Below are 18,222 nucleotides of genomic sequence, written 5' to 3' on the forward strand. Positions count from 1 at the left end.
CCTTCGAAGCGCTGCGCGCCGAACTCACCACATGGATTTCCGCGCACGCTCGGGCCACTCGCGATCGTACGCCGCGCCGTCGATGTCGTTGGCCGTCATCGCCGCGAGAATCTGCCCCGGCGTCGGCAGTTGCTGCGGATCGACACGTCTATCCGGGTTCCAGAGATCGGCACGAACGATCGCGCGGGCACATTGGAAGTAGATCTCTTCCACCGTCATGATGAGGACGGAGCGCGGCAGCTTGCCTTCCATCCGGAACGACTCCAACAGATCGGGGGCCGTCGACAGCTGACCGTGCCCGTTCACACGCAGCGTGTTGCCTGATCCCGGAATCAGGAACAGCAGAGCGATCCGCGGGTCGCGCACGATGTTGCGCAACGAATCCACGCGATTGTTGCCGCGGCGGTCCGGCATCATCAGCGTCTTGTCGTCGTGGATGCGGATGAATCCGGGGAGATCGCCGCGCGGCGAGCAATCGAGACCTTCGGGACCACATGTCGCGAGCGCCACGAACGGCGACTGCTCGATCATGATCCGGTAGTGCGGCGTCACGCGATCGGCCACCTTCGCCGTCGAGGCCAGCCCCGTCTCGCCATAGATCGCCTCGAGCTGTTCAATCGTGGTGACGATCGACATGGCCGCTGCCTCCGTTTGATCCGATCGGTTCTGCGTCAATCGGCCGCTTGATGATGTCCGCAAGCCGGTGACCGTGCGGCTCGGGGTCTCCGACATTGACGATCGTGACATCCGCTACGGCGTCTTCGGTCACCGCGCGGTGGAGACGCTCGCCGATGTCGCCGTCACTCGGACGGTGCCGCTTGCCGAGCCGTGCGGCGAGAACATCGGCGGGCGCGGTGATGGCGACGACGATGACGTTGGCATAATCCCGGCGCGCGGCGGGAATGATCGTTCGCGAGACGTTCACGACGACGGTGCAGCCGGCCAGGATGTCATCCTTGATCGCGCGCGGCACGCCGTAGTCATGACCATGGGCCTCCCAATGCAGCGCGAACTCTCCAGCACTGAGCGCCTGACGAAAGGCGGACACGCTCATCTCGAGATTGTCCTCGAAGGCCGAGGCTTCGCGCGTGACGATCCGCCGCGGAAAGACGACCCGGTCATCGCCGGCGCATTCGCGACGCGCCACGTTGAGCAAGGTGTCCTTGCCCGCGCCGCTCGGCCCGACCACCAGGATCAGGCGTCCCGGACCAAGCTTCTCGGATGTCGTCGCTGAGGCAGGCTCGATTCCGCTCATGCCACCCGCAATCCTTCCCGCCAGACGCTGCGCACGACCGACAACTGGCCCGCGACATGAACGCGGATCAGGTCCGCACGCTTGCCCACGGCGATCTCGCCGCGATCATGCAGGCCGACGGCGTCCGCAGGCGCCTTGGTGACGGTGCGGACGGCGGCGGCAAGCTCGATGGACGGCACCCGCTGCGGCAATTGCAACGCGCCCATCAGCAGACTCGACGGCACATAGTCCGACGACAGAATGTCGAGCAGGCCCTCGCGCGCGAGGTCCACGGCTGCGATATTGCCGGAGTGAGACCCGCCGCGCACGACGTTCGGCGCGCCCATCAGGATGCTGATGCCCGCCTGGTGAAGGCCCCGCGCGGCCTCCATCGTGGTCGGAAACTCCGCGACCGCGATGCCGTCCTTGATTGCGTCGGCGACGTTCTCCTCCGTCGTGTCATCGTGGCTGGCCAGCGGCACGTCATGGGTCTTTGCCAGCGCAATGATGTCGCGCATGTTCGGCGCCGCGTAGGCCTGCTGATAGGCGAAGCGGCGCGCGAACATCACGTCGAGCTCGGCATCGGTCTTGCCGCCGCTCTTGCCGCGATAGTAGTCGCGCAGCTTGCCTTCGTCGCGAAACTGGCGCTGCCCGGGCGTATGATCCATCAGCGACATCAGCCGCACATCCGGACGCCCCGCCAGTTGCCGCGCCTCCTCGACCACGGTCGGCATCGGCACTTCGCAGCGCAGATGCAGGAAGTGATCGGACCGCAGCAGGCCGCCGTCGCGCGCCGTCGCGATCGCCTCCGCGAGCACATTGGCTTGACCGTCGACGCCCTCGGCGCCTTCCTCGCTCCACACGCGCAGCGAATCCAGCACCGTCGTGATGCCCGCGGTCGCAAGCTGCCCGTCATAGGAAATGACCGCAGCGACGGGGTCCCAATAGACCTTCGGGCGCGGCACGAAATGCGCTTCGAGGTGATCGGTATGCAGTTCGACCAGTCCGGGCATCAGCAGGTCGCCGCCGGCATCCAGGCTGCCGGCCGGCGCGGCCCCTTCGCCCAATTCCGCGATCCGGCCTCCGGCGATCGCCACCCAGCCCTGCTCGACGACGCGGTCGGCGAGGACCAGCCTGGCATTGCCTATCACGATATCGGACATGTTCGCGCTCATCTGCAATGTCTACCTCTATGCCGCCGCGGCGAATGTCGTGACGTCGACCGTGCGATCCGCAATCTGCGCGCGGATCTCGTCATCATGGACGATCGCGAGCATGGCCACTCCATCCTTCTTCTTTGCCGCGATCAGGTCGACCACGACCGCACGGTTGGCCGCGTCGAGCGACGCGGTCGGCTCGTCCAGCAGCAGCACCGGAAGGTCGGAGATGAAGCCGCGGGCGATATTGACCCGCTGCTGCTCGCCGCCCGAGAAGGTCGATGGCGGCAGCGACCACAGCCGCTCGGGAATGTTCAACCGCCGCAGCAGCGCGCCTGCCCGCCCCCGGGCGTCTTCGCGCGGCACGCCGGCCGCGAGCAGCGGCTCGGCGACGACATCGAGTGCAGGGACCCGCGGCAGCGCGCGCAGGAATTGGCTGACATAGCCGATGGTCTGCCGCCTCGCATTCAGGACCAGGCGCGGCTCGGCGCCGGCGAGATCGGTCATCGCGCCCACGTGCCGGACGCCGATGCGTCCGCCATCGCAGCGGTAATTGCCGAAGATCATCTTCAGGATCGACGACTTGCCAGCGCCCGACGGTCCCGACAACACGACGCATTCGCCGGCCTTGACCTGGAACGACACGCCGCGCACCACGGGCAGCGAGATGCCGCCCTGCAGATGCATGGTGAAGGTCTTCTCTGCATTCTCGACATCGATCATCACGGTCATCGCATTGGGCTCTTGCATCATGGCGGCAGGATCGAGGACACGAGGAGCTGTGTGTACGGCTCGCGCGGATCGTCGAGCACCTGGTCGGTGAGGCCGGTCTCGATCACCCGCCCCTCCTTCATGACCATCACACGATGAGACAGCAACCGCGCCACGGCCAGATCGTGGGTCACGACGATGGCGGCGAGGCCGAGCTCATTGACGAGGCTGCGCATCAGGTCGAGCAGACGCGCCTGCACCGAGACATCGAGCCCTCCGGTCGGCTCATCCATGAACACGAGCCGGGGCTCGGTCACCAGATTGCGCGCGATCTGCAGCCGCTGCCGCATGCCGCCGGAATAGGTCCGCGGCGCATCGTCGATGCGGGCGACATCGATTTCCACGCGCTCGAGCCAGGACGAGGCGGTCTGCCTGATCCGACCATAGTTGTTCCAGCCGACCGCCATCAGCCGCTCACCGACGTTGGCGCCGGCGGAGACCGCCATGCGCAGGCCCTGCGCCGGGTCCTGATGGACATAGCCCCAATCGGTTCGGAACAGAAAGCGGCGCTCCGCCTCGCCAAGCCCGGCAAGATCGCGCAGCACGCCGTCGCGCATGCGGTAGGACACGCGGCCCAACGTCGGCGCCATTTGCGCCGACAGCATCTGCAAGAGTGTCGATTTGCCCGAGCCGGACTCGCCGACGATGGCGAGCACCTCGCCGGGATAGAGCACGAAGGAGACATCGCGGCAGGCTGCCAGCCGGCCGTAGCTCTTCGCAAGCCCTTCCGCGACGAGCAGCGGCTGATCGGATGCGCTGATCATCTCAGCCATGGGCGCTCTCCTTGTGCGGGGGGACGCTCTGCGCGCCACGATGTCCGGATGCCTGGCGGCCCTCGCAATAGTCGGTGTCGGAGCAAACGAACATGCGGCTGCCCTTGTCGTCGGTCACGATCTCGTCCAGATAGGACTCCTCCGCGCCGCACAGCGCGCAGGGCGCGTCGAACTTGTAACGCGTGAACGGATGGTCCTCGAAATCCAGCGAGACGACCGACGTATACGGCGGAATGGCATAGATTCGCTTCTCGCGTCCCGCGCCGAACAATTGCAGCGCCGGGCAATTGTCCATCTTGGGATTGTCGAACTTCGGCGTCGGCGACGGATCCATCACGTAGCGCGCATTGACCTTGACCGGATAGGCGTAGGAGGTCGCGATGTGACCGAAGCGCGCGATGTCCTCATAGAGCTTGACGTGCATCAGGCCATACTCGGCCAGCGCATGCATGCGGCGGGTCTCGGTCTCGCGCGGCTCGAGAAAGCGCAGCGGCTCCGGGATCGGCACCTGATAGACCAGCACCTGCCCCTCGTGAAGCGGCGCCTCGGGAATGCGATGCCGGGTCTGGATGACGCTCGCCGCTTCCGTCGAGGTCGTGGTGGCGACACCCGCGGTCTTGGCGAAGAATTTGCGGATCGAGATCGCATTGGTTGTATCGTCCGAGCCCTGGTCGATGACCTTGAGTACGTCGTCGGGACCGAGAATGGCCGCAGTGACCTGCACGCCGCCGGTGCCCCAGCCATAGGGCATCGGCATCTCGCGGCTCGCGAACGGCACCTGATAGCCGGGAATCGCGATCGCCTTCAGGATGGCGCGGCGGATCATCCGCTTGGTCTGCTCGTCGAGATAGGCGAAGTTGTAGGTCGGTGCGTTCATTCCGCAGCTTCCTTCAATTCGGGAGCGGCATCGGCCTCGGCGAACTCCTGGCGCAGCTTGCGCAGCAGGCCGAGCTCGGACTGGAAGTCGACATAATGCGGCAGCTTCAGATGCTCGACGAACCCGGTCGCCTGCACATTGTCGGAGTGCGACATCACGAACTCCTCGTCCTGCGCCGGTGCAACCATGTCTTCGCCGAGCTCGCGCGCGCGCAGGGCACGGTCGACCAGGGCCATCGACATCGTCTTGCGCTCGCTCTGCCCGAAGGCGAGGCCATAACCGCGGGTGAAGCACGGCGGCTCGGTCGCCGAGCCCTTGAACTGGTTCACCATCTGACATTCGGTCAGCTCGACCGATCCGAGCGGCACCGCGAAGCCGACCTCCTCGGCCAAGAACTCGACCTCGACTTCGCCGAAGCGGATCTCGCCGGCAAAGGGATGGTTGCGGCCATAGCCGCGCTGGGTCGAGTAGCCGAGCGCGAGCAGAAAGCCCTCATCGCCACGGGCCAGGTTCTGCAGCCGCAGATCGCGGTCGGCGGGAAAGCTCAGGGGATCACGGGTGAGATCGCCGACCGGCGCGCCAACCTCGGCTTGCGGCGACGGCTCGATCAGCCCGTCCTGTCCGAGAATGTCGGTGACGCGCGGCGTCGGCGCATTCGGCGCCTCGGCGCGGGCCGGCAGCTCCGGCTCGACGCCGGCCGCCAACTGCGGATCGAGCAGCCGATGCGTATAGTCGAAGGTCGGCCCGAGCACCTGGCCGCCGGGAATGTCCTTGAAGGTCGACGAGACACGCCGCTGCACCCGCATTGCGCCGGTATCGACCGGCTCGCTCGCGCCGAAGCGCGGCAGCGTTGCGCGAAAGGCGCGCACCAGAAAGATCGCCTCGATCAGATCACCGCGCGCCTGCTTGATCGCCAGCGCCGCGAGCTCGCGATCGTACAGCGAGCCTTCGCTCATCACGCGATCGACGGCGAGCCCCAACTGCTCGGAGACCTGCGCCAGCGACAGCTCCGGCACATCGCGATCACCCCGGCGCTCATGCGCCAGCAGCCGGTGCGCGTTCTCGATGGCGCGCTCGCCACCCTTGACGGCAACATACATGCCTCACTCTCCTGCGGAAACGAGCCGGGTCGTTCGCGGGATGGCGACGATGGACGAGCCATCGACCAGCACGACGTCGACACCACGCGGAAACAGCCTCTCATTGATCGACAGCCGCTCGAACAGGTCAGTCGGCGCGACCGTCGCACGGAACGATGTCGTCCGGTCGATGCCCGGACCACGCAGCTCGAACGCCGGACCTCTGGACAAGCTCGGCACCTGCAGGACCAGCGTCGTCGAGCGATCGGGATATTCGGCACTGCCGAGCGCGAATGAAGTCAGATCGGGAAGCGTTTCCGGGTCCGCCGCGACCGCAAAGCAGGCGAGCGCCGCGTCGGCGACGATCGGCGCCCCCGTATGAAACTTGAGCCAGGCGCCGACCTCGGACGTGCCGGCGAGCGGCGCATCAAGCCAGATCGGCGTATCGTGATCGAACAGGGTCAACGCGATCGCGGCGGCACCTGGCATCAACGACGACGGCCGGCCTACATTGCCCTCGACCTGTCGCAGACTTCCCGGACGCGCCATGGCCTCCATGACGATACGGAAGGTGGATTGCGCGGACAGCACATTGTCGGCGAAGCCGGGCTGCAGATCGGAAGCGGCGGCACCCATCAGCCTTCTCCTCGCACCATCGTATAGAAATCGACACGCGTGGCCGCAGCCTGCTCCGCGCGGTGGGCCCGCGATGCACGCATCTGCGCCTGCAGCGGTGCGACCACCTGCGTCTCGATCGATCGCACATGGCTTGATGACTGGATCATCGCGTCACACAGCGCGATCAGGCGCGCCTTGCCGGCGTCGCGTCCCAGCACATAGCCGAACCCGACCTCGCCGCTCTCGAGCCGCACCGCGGCGCGCGACACCGTCGCCTCGCCGACATTGAACGGCGCACCGTCGCCGCCGATCCGTCCCCGCAGCATCACCAGGCCATTCTCCGCCGGACGAAGATCGCGATACTCAGGCACCGCGAGGTCATTCAGCCTGGCGCGGATGTCCGCATGCGAGGCATGCGCCAATACCCGCATCGCCGCCCTGCGCCGGTCCTGAATCGTGGTCTCGCCGTCCATCGTCATCCCGATCTTGCCGTCTCGAAGTTGTCTATGTTAATAGACAACTTCGTAGCGAAGCGCCATGACTGTTTGATGACATGGGCGTGATTTCAGGCCAGACAGCGGAGAGCCGTGGATGAGCATGCAAGGCGCCGATTCGGGCGTGGCGCTGTGGCGGCGGGTGGCCGACGGCATCGAGCGCGACATCGCCGACGGCCGCTTCGCGGCCGGAACGCGCCTGCCCGGCGAGACCGAAATCGCCGAAACCTATCGCGTCAACCGTCATACGGTGCGTCGCGCGCTCGCGACCTTGGCGGAGCGCGGCCTCGTGCGCGCCGAGCGCGGCAGCGGCACCTATGTCGAAGCGCCTCGTCTGTCATATCCTCTGAGATCGCGCACCAGGTTCTCCGAGATCGTGGGGGCCGGCGGGCGCGAGCCGCGTGGACAGCTGATCGCAGCGTCCGAAGAGCCCGCGACGCGCGAGCTCGCGCGCGAGCTGCGATTGAAGACGGGCGCACCATTGGTGCGGATCGAGGCGCTGCGTCTCGCCGACAAGACGCCGATCTGCGCGAGCACATCCTGGCTGTCGGCCGAGCGTTTCCCCGAGGCCGGCCACATCTTCGCGTCGGTGCGCTCGATGACCGCCTTGCTCGCCCATTACGGCATTCGCGACTATCGCCGCGGCGCGACCAGGATCACGGCGGCAATCGCCGACGCGAGCGACGCCGCGCGGCTCGACCTCGCGCTGGGCCGTCCGGTGCTGGTGGTCGACAGCACCGATGTCGATGCCGACGGGACGCCGCTCGTCAGCAAGCGCTCGCGTTTCGCCGCGGAGCGCGTGACGTTCGAGGTGGAGAGCTAGACCAGACGTCCGCTACTCCCCCGTGCGCGCTCAGTCGATGAGCGAGCCGTCCTGATTGAAGAACGGATGCGGCCCGTCGAAATCGCCGATCGGCACCTGATGGGTGACGACCGTTCCGAATCCCGGTCCTGGAAACCAGGCATGAAGGTGAAAGGCCGGCGGCTCGACCCGGAAGGATGGCGGGCGCAGCTCGGCCAGATCGAGCGCGACGGCATGGTTCGGCGCTGGACAGATCGTGCAGGGAATGCCTGCAAACCGGGTCAGCGTCGCGCGATGAACGTGACCGCATCCGATCAGTTGCACCCGCGGATGGCGCGCGAGGATCGCCGCGAGATCGTCGGCATTGCGCAGGTTCTGCCGGTCCATGTGCCAGATGCCGGTGGTGAATGGCGGGTGGTGCAGGAACAGCAGGGCCGGCCTTTCGCTGGAGGTGGACAGCCTGGCATCGAGCCATTGTAGACTCGCCTCGTCCAATTCGCCATGCGGATGGCCGGGCACGCTGGAATCGAGCAGAAGCAGATCGAGACCGGCCAGTTCCACATGCTGGTTCAGTGGCGCCGACTGCTCATGAGCAGCGCCGGGAAACGCCGCGCGCATCAGTTCGCGGGAATCGTGATTGCCTGGTACGGCGGCGAATGGAATCTCGAGGCCGGCAAGAAGATCTTTCAGATGATCGTACTCGGCCGGCGACGGCGTATCGGCGAGATCGCCCGAGATCACCACCAGATCGAGCTTCGGCGCGAACCGGTTGAGCTCCATGATGCAACGGGCCAGCGCACGCGCCGTATCGACGCGGCGGTAGGCGAGCCGGCCGGGCGCCTTGATGTGCAGGTCGGAGATCTGGGCAATGGTGACGGGGCTCTTGGTCATCGGCTGATCAACCCTTCTCCGGCAGCAGACGAATGGACTCGGGCGCAATCCGCAGGCCGATCCGCTCGCCCGCAGCGACCCTGATCGTATTCGGCGCGTCCACGGTCAGTGCGATCGAGGCGGCATCGCGGACGATGATCCGCTGCCGGTCGCCGGCAAAGCGGACGCTGTCGACGACGCCGCTCAGGCTCGATGCCGCGGGGTCGACGATCGCGATCGTTTCCGGCCGAACCATCGCCACCGCTTGGCTGCGCGGACCGGGATCGGCGATCGGCTGCCGGCCTCCCGGCAGAACGAGCTGGCCGCCGTCGAGCGGCGCCTCGATGATGTTGGCCGCGCCGACGAACTCCGCGACGAAACGATCGGCCGGCGCAAAATAGACCTCTTGCGGCGTCCCGATCTGGGCGATCGCGCCCTTGCGCATCACGACGATGCGGTCGCCGAGCTCCATGGCTTCAGCCTGATCATGCGTGACGTAGATCGCCGTGATGCCGAGCGTGCGCAACAGGCCGTTGAGCTCGCCGCGCAGGCGCTCCCGCAAGGCGGCATCGAGTGCGGTGAGCGGCTCGTCGAGCAGCAGCACGCTCGGGCGGATGGCGACTGCGCGCGCCAGCGCGACGCGCTGACGCTGACCGCCCGAGAGCTGATCGATGCGCCGGTCTTCAAGACCGCCCAGATTGGTCAGCGCGACCAGCTCGGCGACGCGCGCGGCGCGCTCCGGCTTGGCCACGCGGCGGATCTTGAGCCCGTAGCCGATATTGTCCGCAACCGTCATGTTGGGGAACAGCGCGTAGGACTGGAACACCATGCCGACATTGCGCTTCTCGATCGGCTGTCGCGTCAGATCCTTGCCGTCGAACAGCACGCGCCCCCCCGCATCGGGCGTTTCGAGCCCGGCCACGATCCGCAGCAGCGTGGTCTTGCCGCAACCGGACGGCCCCAGCAGCACCAGCGTCTCGCTCTGTGCGATGTCGAGCGTGGCCGGCGCGAGTGCGCACGTCCCGTCGGCAAAGGTCTTGCCGCAATTCTCCACCTTGAGGGCGGCTCCATGCCGGGTCATCGTGCTCACCGCAGGCTTCCTCTCTCGCCGACCCATTGCATGGCCACCAGCAGCGGGATGATCATGACGAAGAAGATCAGCGTGTAGGCGGACGCGACCTCGAGACGCATCGACGCATAGCTGTCGGCGAGACCGACCGGCAGTGTCTTGGTCAACGGCGTATGCAACATCCAGGTCAGGTTGAACTCTCCAAGAGATAGCGTCACCACCATGAGGCTACCCGCCAGGATGCCGGGCGCGGCGTTGGGAACGATGACGTCGATGAAGCGGCGCCATGGCGCGGCTCCGACCGATGCGGCGCCTTCGTCGAGCGATGTCACGTCGATCGTCGAGAACACCGCCATGACGGACCGCACCATGAACGGCATCGTGAAGATCACATGGCCGACGAGGATGAACAGCCATGAGCGACGGAAGCTTCCGGCCCCGCCATAGGTGAGCAACAGCGCCAGCGCGATGGCGAGCCCGGGAATCGCGAGCGGCAAGGTGATGATCTCCTCGACCAGCCGCGCCAGCCGTCCGCCGCGAACGTACAGCGCGTAGGCCGCGGGAACACCGACCACGAGCGTGACCGCCAGCGTGCCCACCGCGATCAGGATCGACGCCATGATCGTGCCCGCGTAGAGCTCCCAGACCTGGGCCACCCACTGCAAGGTCACGCCGGACTGAATGCCGCGGAAGTAGTTGACGGTCACGCCCGCCACGATCGAAAGGCCGGCCGGCACGGCCAGGAAGGCAGCGACCAGCAATGTGAACAGCAGTTGAAGGATGAAGATGGCTCTGTCGCGCACGTGCCTACCCTGCCGCTGCCACGGAGCTGCCGGCGAAGGAGCGCGCCAGTGCCAGCATCAGCCAGGTCATCAGGCCAAGCCCGACCGAGAGCGCCGCCGAGGTGGCAAGGTTTCCGGCCAGCGTGAACTCCGTGTAGATCAGCATCGGCAACACGTCGATGTTCGTGGCCAAGGTGAATGCCGTTCCGAACGCGCCCATCGCCGTCGCGAATGCGATCGCGCCGGACGCGATCAGCGCCGGCGTCAGGGCCGGCAGGATCACGTCGCGCAGCACGGCCCAGGGGCCGGCGCCGAGCGAGCGCGCGGCCTCCTCCAGCCCCGGATCCAATTTCTGCGCGGCAGCCATGATCGTGAGGATCACCCGCGGAATCGAGAAATAGAGATAGCCGAGGAACAGCCCGTAGATCGAATAGGCGAATACGAGCCTGTCGCCGGTGAGCCGGGACGAGATCTCGCCGATCAGCCCCTGGCGGCCAGCCAGAAGGATGATCATGAAGCCCACCACGACGCCCGGGAACGCGAGCGGAAACGTCAGGATCGCGACCAGGAGCGCGCGGCCCGGAAACCGGTGACGCTGCAGGAACAGGCCGGCGATCGTCGCGATGACCAGGGTCGCGATCGTGGTGGCCGCCGCCAGCGCCAGCGTGTTGAGAAGTGTCGTGCGGTAGCGCGGCTCGATGATGATCGCGAGATATTCGGCCAGACCGTGCGGTCCCTCGGCGCCGGTGACGAGCAGCCTCGCCATCGGAAGCAGGAAGAAGGCCGCGGTGACGGCTGCCAATGGCAGCAGGCAGAGCCGGACGAATGAACTGTGCGACATGTGATCAAGTGCGCCTCCGCCGGATCCTCTCCGGCGGAGGCGCGGTGCTCCTTCAGCGGACTTCGGACAGATAGCGATCGACGAAGCCCTTTTGCGCGGCTTCCATATCGCCCCAGTTCACGCTCTTGGCGCGGGCGTAGTCGCTGTCCGGCAGGAACTTGTTCTTCACCGCGTCCGGCAGCTCGATCGGGCGCGCCGGGCGCAGATAGGCATTGGTCCAGATCGCCTGGCCCTTGTCGGAGAGCAGATAGTCGATCACCTTCTTCGCCTTGTCCTTGTCGGGTGCGTTCTTCACCAGGCCGACGACGTAGGGGAAGACCACCGAGCCTTCGCAGGGAATCACGAACTCGAAATTGCCCTTCTCGGTATATTTCGCGCGGTAGGCGTTGAAATCGTAGTCGAACAGGATCGGGATCTCGCCCGAGACGACACGCGCGTAGGACGTCTGCTTTGGCACGATCGGATCGTTCTTGCGCAGGTCCTTGAAGAACGTGACGGCAGGTTCGAAATTCGCTTGCGAACCGCCGAGCGCGAGATTGACGGCGACGGCGCCGACATAGCCGACGGCAGCCGAGCTCGGGTCGAGATAGCCGACCATGCCCTTGTAGTCCGGCTTGAGCAGATCCTTCCAGCAGGCCGGGACCGGCTTGCCGCCAAGCGCATCCTTGTTCACGAACAGGCCGAGCGTACCGGAGTGGATCGTGGTCCAGTAGCCATCCGCATCCTTCAAGCCGGCGGGGACCTGATCCCAGTTCGCCGGCTTGTAGGCCTCGAGCGCGTCCTGCGTCTTCGCCTTCATTCCGAAGGTGACTCCGAAATAGCCGATGTCGCCGACTGGGTTGCTCTTCTCGGCAAGGATCTGCGCCAGCGCCTGGCCGGAGTTCTTGTTGTCGTGCGGAATGTCGTAGCCGAGATCGGTCTTGATCGCCTTGAGCATCGAGGCCCAGTCGGCCCATTCCGGCGGGCAGTTGTAGCAGATGACGTCCGCAGCCTTGGCCGGCTGCCACGATGCGGCGACGCACAGCGCGAGCAGCGCGAGAACGAGGCGGGTGAGCTTCATGAAGATAGACTCCGTATTCCTGGCATCACGGCCAGTTCCGGAGCTTCCCCTAAAGGCGGCACATGAAGGATTTGCGACACCGGGTGCAGCACACACAGCGGACGCCGCACCCTGATCGTTCGTAGGCAAACGATCGCAACCTTCGGATGCCACGCCCTTCAAGCGATGGCGCGGCGGCCGATGATCGCAAACCGCAGCTTGCCCGAGATCCAGTCGATCGCAGCCACCGCCACAAGGATCATCAGGATCAGGAACGACACCTTCTGCCATTCCAGCACGCGGATCTGCTCGGCGAGTTGCAGCCCGATCCCGCCGGCGCCGACGATGCCGATGATCGTCGCCGAGCGCGTGTTGGATTCGATGAAGTAGAGCACCTGGCCGGCAATCACGGGAAGAACCTGCGGCAGGAGGCCGAAGCGGATCTCATGCAGCGCGCTGCCGCCGGCTGCACGAACGCCCTCGACCTGGCGCCGGTCGGCCCCCTCGATCGCCTCCGAGAACAGCTTGCCCAACGCGCCGAAGTCGGACACGGCAATCGCGAGCACACCGGCGAATGGACCGAGTCCAACGACGTTGATCCAGACCAGCGCCCAGATCAGCGTATCGACGCCGCGGATGCTGTCGAACAGCCGCCGTACCGGAAAGCGGAAGATTGCGGACGGGACGATATTGCGCGCCGCGAGCAGGCTGACGGGCAGCGCGAGCACGGCCGCGAGCATCGTGCCGAGCATGGCAATCGACAGCGTCTCTCCCATCGATTTCAGATAGGTCGGAAGCGACGCGCCGGGATCCGGCGGCAGCATCATCAGGGTGATCCAACCGAGTTGACTGATGCCCGTCAACAGCCTCGTCGGCGAGAAGCCGAGCTCGACGAGGCCGAACACGAAGATCCCCATCGCGGCAACCGCCACCAGCGGCGTCGCCAGACGGGCGGACGCTGGCCGCTCGAACACGCCTGGGTATCGCGATCGCAGCGCGGCGGTATCGATCTCGTCCAGCTTTCGCATCATGCCCGGCCTTCGCTGCCGAAGAGACGGCTGCGCAGCAGCCCCGTGCCAATGTCGATGACAAACACCGTCAAGATGATCAGAACGAGGATCGCGCTGACGTCGGAATAGTAGAACTTGCGGATCGCGACGACGAGCTCCTGGCCGATGCCACCCGCACCGACGAAGCCCATCACCGACGCCTCGCGGACGTTGATCTCGAACCGCAGCAACGTGTAGCTCGTGTAGCCTGCGACGACCTGTGGCAGGACGGCAAAGCGCATGCAGGACAGCCAGCCGGCACCGGTCGCGCGGACTCCCTCGACCGGCTTCATGTCGACGTTTTCGACGACCTCCGAAAACAGCTTGCCGAGCGCACCGCAGGAGTGGATCGCGATGGCGAATACGCCGGCCATTGGCCCCAATCCGAAGGCCATGACAAAAATCAGAGCGAACACGATGCCCGGCACCGTGCGGGCAAACTCGAGCAGGCGCCGGACCGCGAAGCGCAGCCAGGATGCAGGAGAGGTGTTCTCGGCCGCGAGGAAATTCAATGCAAACGCCAGGACGGCGCCGAGCATGGTTCCGACATAGCTGATCAGGATCGTCTCACCGAGAAGCCGCGTCCATTTGCGCAGGCCCCAGAGCCATTCCGGCAGGTTGGTCCACACGCGGTGTCCGTCGTCGAGCGTGAAGAGCCGGTCGAAATAGCTGAGGAAGTTGCCGAGATAGGTGACGAGCGTTCGGAGATTGACCTCCGAACCGATGGCTGAAACGAACAGCACGAGGCCGGACGCAACCAGCACGACGACGGCACGCAGACGCTTGCGCGCCACCGCTTTGCGGTAGGCGCGCTGCAAAGGTTCGAGCTGCTGTTCAGGCAGGATGGCGACGGCTGACGACATGTTTGTCGGTGCAAAGCGCAAATAGGCCGGCGGGGCTTCGATGACGCGGTCCCCCGCCGGCCCGGTGCAACGCTTACGAGCCCTTCTTGCGGAGAGAGTCAACGAATTTGATCAGCTCGACAGTCTTGTTGTAGTCCTCCGTCGAGATCGCCTCCCACGGCTTGTTCTTGCCGTCGGACAGCTTGGCGAAGGCTTCCGGATCCTTCTTCGCCGCGTCGAGGAAGGCCTGCTTGATTGCGGCCTTCATGTCGGTGGGCAGGTCGCTGAGATAGGCGTACGGCGAGTTGATGATCATGTCCGACTTGCCGATGATGCGGAAATCTTCCTTCTTCAGCGGCGTGCCGTCGGCCGACTTCACCATGTTCTTGGTGAGCATGCGGGTCAGGTTGGAGTCATCTCCGTTGTTCCACCAGTTTGCGGCGACGTCGACGGTTCCCTGCGCCAGGGCCAGCACGGCGTTCTCGTGGCTGCCCGTAAAGATGACCTGGGAGAAATAGGTGTCGGGGTCGATGCCCATCTGGCTCATCTTGAAGCGCGGCATGTTGTTGCCAGAGGTCGAGTTCGGGTCCACCAGGCCGAGATTCTTGCCCTTCAGATCCTCGAGCTTTTGGTACGGGCTCTTGGCGAGCACGTAGAACACGGAATAATAGCCCTTCGACCCGTCCGAGTTGACGTCGATCACGAAAGCGTCCGTCTTGACGCCCGTCACGCGCGCGCGGGCGAAGGAGGCCGGACCGTAATAGCCGATGTGAATGTTGCCGGCGCGCTGGCCCTCGATGACCGCGGCGTAGTCATTGGCGACGCGCAGCGTCACCTTGACGCCGAGCTCCTTGGAAAGATAGTTCACGAACGGCGTGTAACGCTCGACGACACCCGAGCCGTTTTCGGCCGGGATCGCGGCAAAGGTGATCTCCGGATATTTGGTTCGCCAGTCCTCGGCCGAGGCGGACGAAGCGAACGACAGAGCGGCCAAACCGGCCAGAATGAGACGACGATTGATCATGGAACGTCCTTCAAGTTTCAGGGGACGATGTCAGGATTGACACGACAGATGCGCCCGCAGCACGCAGGCAATCAGGCGACGGCAACTTTGCCGACAGCCGGAACGGATTCGGGAGCTTTGGGCATTGCCGGCGGCATCACCTCGTCGGCCTCCAGATCGTACAGCTCGCGCGCGATCTGGCCGGTGAGCGCCGCCGGCAGATCGTCGAACACGACCCGACCATTCGCCATTCCGATCAATCGGTCGCAATAGCTGCGCGCCAGATCGAGCGAGTGCAGATTGCAGATCACGGTGATGCCGAAATGCTTGTTGATGCGCAGCAGCGCGTCCATGACGATCTTGGTGTTGCGCGGATCGAGCGAGGCGATCGGCTCATCGGCCAAGATGATTTCCGGATTCTGGACCAGCGCGCGCGCGATCGCGACGCGCTGCTGCTGCCCGCCCGAAAGCTGATCGGCGCGCTGCGCGGCGAGGGAGGCCATGTCGAACTGCTCGAGCGCGGACAGCGCCATGGCAACATCCGCCGCCGGCCAGAGCTGCGCCAGAGAGCGCCACGACGGGATTTCGGCGAGTCGCCCCATCAGGACGTTCGTGAGCACGTCCAATCGGCCGACCAGATTGAACTGCTGGAAGATCATCGCCGAGCGCGCGCGCCACTGCCGCAGGTCGCGGCCGCGCAGCGCCGTCACATCGAGATCCTTGAAGAGAATGCGGCCGCCGCTCACAGGACTCAGGCGATTGATGGACCGCAGCAGGGTCGACTTGCCCGCGCCGGAACGCCCGATCACGCCGACGAAGCTGCCGGGTGCAACAGAGAAGGACGCATTGTCGACCGCGGCTTTCATGCCAAAACGGCACGTCAGGCCATCCACCACCAGCATTGAATTCTCCAGACGCCTCGCTTTGGCCTATCGCTAACGTCTCGATTCTACAGTTATGTGACAGCAACACTGCGGCGCCACATCCGTCCACATGCCGGTCGGCAGTCATGCAGATGTCACGCCTCTGTCATAGGGGAGACCCAACACCTTCACAGGCGTAGAGACAGGATGCGAGATGGCCGGCAAGCTGCTTTCGATTGAACCTACCGTTGACCCTTCGGCCAAGCTCCAGGACGTGACGCTCGGCGCCTATTGCGAGATAGGCGCCCGCACCATCCTGCAGGAGGTGACGATGGGCGACTACTCCTACGTGGTCAACGATTCCCAGATCACCTACACGACGGTCGGCAAGTTCTGCTCGATCGCGGCGATGACCCGGATCAACCCGGGCAACCACCCGATGCAGCGGGCGACGCAGGCCCATTTCACCTATCGCGCCAGCGCCTATTTTCCAGGCGAGCCCGACGATGCCGAGTTCTTCGCCTGGCGGCGAGAGCATCATGTCCGGATCGGACACGACGTCTGGATCGGCCATGGCGCGATCGTGCTGCCGGGCCGCAACATCGGCACCGGCGCGGTCGTGGCGGCTGGCGCCATCGTCACCAAGGACGTTCCGGCCTATACCATCGTCGCCGGCAATCCGGCGCGCCCGATCAAGCGCCGGTTTCCGCACGAGGTCGAGCAGCGGCTGCTGGATCTGGCGTGGTGGGATTGGAAGCACGAGGCGCTGCGCGCGGCGCTGCCCGATTTCCGCAAGCTCGAGATCACCGCGTTCCTGGATAAATACGAGGCCGCTCTCGACGCCCGCGTCCCGGTACGGCAGAGTGCCGCCCCATGACCGATATCTCAATCTCGCGGGGCCGCTGCCTCGTCGACACCGACCTCGTGGACACCTCCTTGATCATATCCGGCGACGTCATCGCCGGCATCGGGACACCGGGATGCCGGTCAGGTCTCGAACTCGATGCGGAGGGGCTCACCGTGCTCCCCGGCATCGTCGACATCCACGGTGATGCGTTCGAGCGCCAGATGATGCCGCGCGCCGGGGTCGATTTCCCGACCGACGTCGCGCTGATCGACAGCGACCGCCAGGCCGTCAGCAATGGCATCACCACGGTCTTCCACGCAACGACCTGGTCATGGGAGCCGGGCCTGCGCAGCGCCGACAATGCGCGGCGGCTGCTCGAATCGATCGAAGCGCTGCGCCCGCAGCTCGCGGCCGACACGCGCTTTCATCTGCGCCACGAGACCTTCAATCTCGACGACGAGGAGGAAATCGGCCAGTGGCTCGCCGATCGGCGCGTCGACCTGTTCGCCTTCAACGATCACATGGACTCGACGGTCGCGAGCCTGGACACGCCGCACAAGCGCCAGCGCATGGTCGACCGCACCGGCCTGCCCGGCGCGGAGTTCGACCGGCTGGTCGCGCGCATCGCCTCTCGCGCGGATGCCGTTCCAGCCTCGATCGCGCGGCTGGCCGACATCGCACGCAAGGCTGGCGTCCGCATGCTGTCGCACGACGACGACAGCCCGGCCAAGCGCAAGGCGTTTCGCAGCCAGGGCGTGACCATCGCGGAATTTCCGGTCAACGAGGAGACTGCGCGCGAGGCCGCCCAGGGCGGAGACGCGATCGTCTTCGGCGCGCCCAACGTCGTTCGGGGCGGCAGCCATACCGGGTGGACGCGAGCCAGCGACATGATCGCCAAGGGCCTCTGCTCGGTGCTGGCCTCCGACTACTACTATCCAGCGCCGCTGCTGGCGGCGTATCGGCTCGCGGCCGACGGCGTTCTGCCGCTGGCACGCGCCTGGGATCTGATCTCGGGCGGCCCCGCACGCGCGGCCGGACTGGCGGACCGCGGGACGCTGGCCGAAGGCCGCCGCGCCGACGTCATTCTGGTCTATGACCGCGTGCCGTTGCGCCCCCGCGTCGTCGCCGTCATCGCGTCCGGCCGGCTGGTCTATCTGGCCGAGACCCATCGGCTGAACGCAGTGCCCGTGCGCACCATCGCGGCGGAGTAGC

At 65.7% G+C, this 18,222-nt stretch carries 21 protein-coding genes; 3 read left to right on the plus strand and 18 right to left on the minus strand.

Annotated features, from left to right (window positions below):
* Positions 1-24: 24 nt before the first annotated feature.
* From QX128_RS26615 to phnG, 9 genes are read right to left on the minus strand one after another with little or no spacing between them, the layout of a single operon-like run.
* Positions 25-636, minus strand: coding sequence for a pyridoxamine 5'-phosphate oxidase family protein (locus QX128_RS26615; RefSeq protein ID WP_316238948.1), 612 nt, complete (start codon positions 634-636; stop codon positions 25-27).
* On the minus strand, positions 614-1,255 hold the full coding sequence (gene phnN, locus QX128_RS26620; protein WP_316238949.1) for a phosphonate metabolism protein/1,5-bisphosphokinase (PRPP-forming) PhnN: 642 nt from the start codon (positions 1,253-1,255) through the stop codon (positions 614-616). The genes QX128_RS26615 and phnN overlap by 23 nt, the downstream gene beginning before the upstream one ends.
* Positions 1,252-2,409 (minus strand): alpha-D-ribose 1-methylphosphonate 5-triphosphate diphosphatase, encoded by a 1,158-nt coding sequence (locus tag QX128_RS26625; RefSeq protein WP_316238950.1) that lies wholly within the window; start codon positions 2,407-2,409, stop codon positions 1,252-1,254. Before QX128_RS26625 ends, phnN begins: the two co-directional genes overlap by 4 nt.
* A gap of 15 nt (positions 2,410-2,424) precedes the next feature.
* On the minus strand, positions 2,425-3,123 hold the full coding sequence (gene phnL, locus QX128_RS26630; RefSeq protein WP_316238951.1) for a phosphonate C-P lyase system protein PhnL: 699 nt from the start codon (positions 3,121-3,123) through the stop codon (positions 2,425-2,427).
* Between the two features lie 17 nt (positions 3,124-3,140).
* Positions 3,141-3,935, minus strand: coding sequence for a phosphonate C-P lyase system protein PhnK (gene phnK / locus QX128_RS26635; RefSeq protein ID WP_316238952.1), 795 nt, complete (start codon positions 3,933-3,935; stop codon positions 3,141-3,143).
* Positions 3,928-4,812 (minus strand): alpha-D-ribose 1-methylphosphonate 5-phosphate C-P-lyase PhnJ, encoded by an 885-nt coding sequence (locus QX128_RS26640; RefSeq protein ID WP_316238953.1) that lies wholly within the window; start codon positions 4,810-4,812, stop codon positions 3,928-3,930. Before QX128_RS26640 ends, phnK begins: the two co-directional genes overlap by 8 nt.
* Complete coding sequence (locus QX128_RS26645) at positions 4,809-5,912, minus strand: carbon-phosphorus lyase complex subunit PhnI (protein ID WP_316238954.1); 1,104 nt, start codon at positions 5,910-5,912, stop codon at positions 4,809-4,811. The genes QX128_RS26640 and QX128_RS26645 overlap by 4 nt, the downstream gene beginning before the upstream one ends.
* Positions 5,913-5,915: 3 nt before the next feature.
* Positions 5,916-6,527, minus strand: coding sequence for a phosphonate C-P lyase system protein PhnH (gene phnH, locus QX128_RS26650; protein WP_316238955.1), 612 nt, complete (start codon positions 6,525-6,527; stop codon positions 5,916-5,918).
* Entirely contained in the window at positions 6,527-6,982 is a 456-nt protein-coding gene (phnG, locus tag QX128_RS26655; protein WP_316217071.1) for a phosphonate C-P lyase system protein PhnG, read from the minus strand. Before phnG ends, phnH begins: the two co-directional genes overlap by 1 nt.
* Positions 6,983-7,100: 118 nt before the next feature.
* Here phnG and phnF point away from each other — a divergent pair, with 118 nt between their 5' ends.
* Entirely contained in the window at positions 7,101-7,826 is a 726-nt protein-coding gene (gene phnF / locus QX128_RS26660; protein WP_316238956.1) for a phosphonate metabolism transcriptional regulator PhnF, read from the plus strand.
* A 30-nt stretch (positions 7,827-7,856) separates the two neighbouring features.
* Here the strand turns inward: phnF and QX128_RS26665 are convergent, their stop codons facing one another.
* The 9 genes from QX128_RS26665 to phnC all read right to left on the minus strand — a co-directional run bounded on the left by QX128_RS26665 (position 7,857) and on the right by phnC (position 16,202).
* On the minus strand, positions 7,857-8,696 hold the full coding sequence (locus QX128_RS26665; protein WP_315803636.1) for a phosphodiesterase: 840 nt from the start codon (positions 8,694-8,696) through the stop codon (positions 7,857-7,859).
* A 7-nt stretch (positions 8,697-8,703) separates the two neighbouring features.
* Positions 8,704-9,756, minus strand: coding sequence for an ABC transporter ATP-binding protein (locus QX128_RS26670; RefSeq protein ID WP_315803637.1), 1,053 nt, complete (start codon positions 9,754-9,756; stop codon positions 8,704-8,706).
* 5 nt (positions 9,757-9,761) lie between these two features.
* On the minus strand, positions 9,762-10,547 hold the full coding sequence (locus QX128_RS26675) for an ABC transporter permease (protein WP_316238957.1): 786 nt from the start codon (positions 10,545-10,547) through the stop codon (positions 9,762-9,764).
* Positions 10,548-10,551: 4 nt separating this feature from the next.
* On the minus strand, positions 10,552-11,367 hold the full coding sequence (locus QX128_RS26680; protein WP_316238958.1) for an ABC transporter permease: 816 nt from the start codon (positions 11,365-11,367) through the stop codon (positions 10,552-10,554).
* A gap of 52 nt (positions 11,368-11,419) precedes the next feature.
* Positions 11,420-12,427 carry an ABC transporter substrate-binding protein gene (locus QX128_RS26685; RefSeq protein WP_315803640.1) on the minus strand — a complete coding sequence of 336 codons (1,008 nt, stop codon included), beginning with the start codon at positions 12,425-12,427 and terminating at the stop codon, positions 11,420-11,422.
* Positions 12,428-12,585: 158 nt separating this feature from the next.
* Positions 12,586-13,434, minus strand: a complete 849-nt coding sequence (gene phnE / locus QX128_RS26690) for a phosphonate ABC transporter, permease protein PhnE (RefSeq protein ID WP_315803797.1) — start codon at positions 13,432-13,434, stop codon at positions 12,586-12,588.
* A complete protein-coding gene (gene phnE / locus QX128_RS26695; RefSeq protein ID WP_316216980.1) occupies positions 13,434-14,318 on the minus strand; it encodes a phosphonate ABC transporter, permease protein PhnE in 885 nt (294 codons plus the stop codon). The genes phnE (QX128_RS26690) and phnE (QX128_RS26695) overlap by 1 nt, the downstream gene beginning before the upstream one ends.
* A 73-nt stretch (positions 14,319-14,391) precedes the next feature.
* Positions 14,392-15,321, minus strand: coding sequence for a phosphonate ABC transporter substrate-binding protein (gene phnD, locus QX128_RS26700; protein WP_315803642.1), 930 nt, complete (start codon positions 15,319-15,321; stop codon positions 14,392-14,394).
* Between the two features lie 71 nt (positions 15,322-15,392).
* Positions 15,393-16,202, minus strand: coding sequence for a phosphonate ABC transporter ATP-binding protein (gene phnC, locus QX128_RS26705; protein ID WP_316179986.1), 810 nt, complete (start codon positions 16,200-16,202; stop codon positions 15,393-15,395).
* Positions 16,203-16,377: 175 nt separating this feature from the next.
* Here phnC and QX128_RS26710 point away from each other — a divergent pair, with 175 nt between their 5' ends.
* Complete coding sequence (locus tag QX128_RS26710) at positions 16,378-17,040, plus strand: DapH/DapD/GlmU-related protein (protein ID WP_316238959.1); 663 nt, start codon at positions 16,378-16,380, stop codon at positions 17,038-17,040.
* Positions 17,037-18,221: an alpha-D-ribose 1-methylphosphonate 5-triphosphate diphosphatase gene (locus QX128_RS26715; RefSeq protein ID WP_316238960.1), complete on the plus strand. Its 1,185-nt coding sequence runs from the start codon at positions 17,037-17,039 to the stop codon at positions 18,219-18,221. Before QX128_RS26710 ends, QX128_RS26715 begins: the two co-directional genes overlap by 4 nt.
* Position 18,222: the final 1 nt, after the last annotated feature.

The sequence above is a fragment of the Bradyrhizobium sp. SZCCHNR1015 genome, assembly GCF_032489875.1.
GTDB lineage: Bacteria > Pseudomonadota > Alphaproteobacteria > Rhizobiales > Xanthobacteraceae > Bradyrhizobium.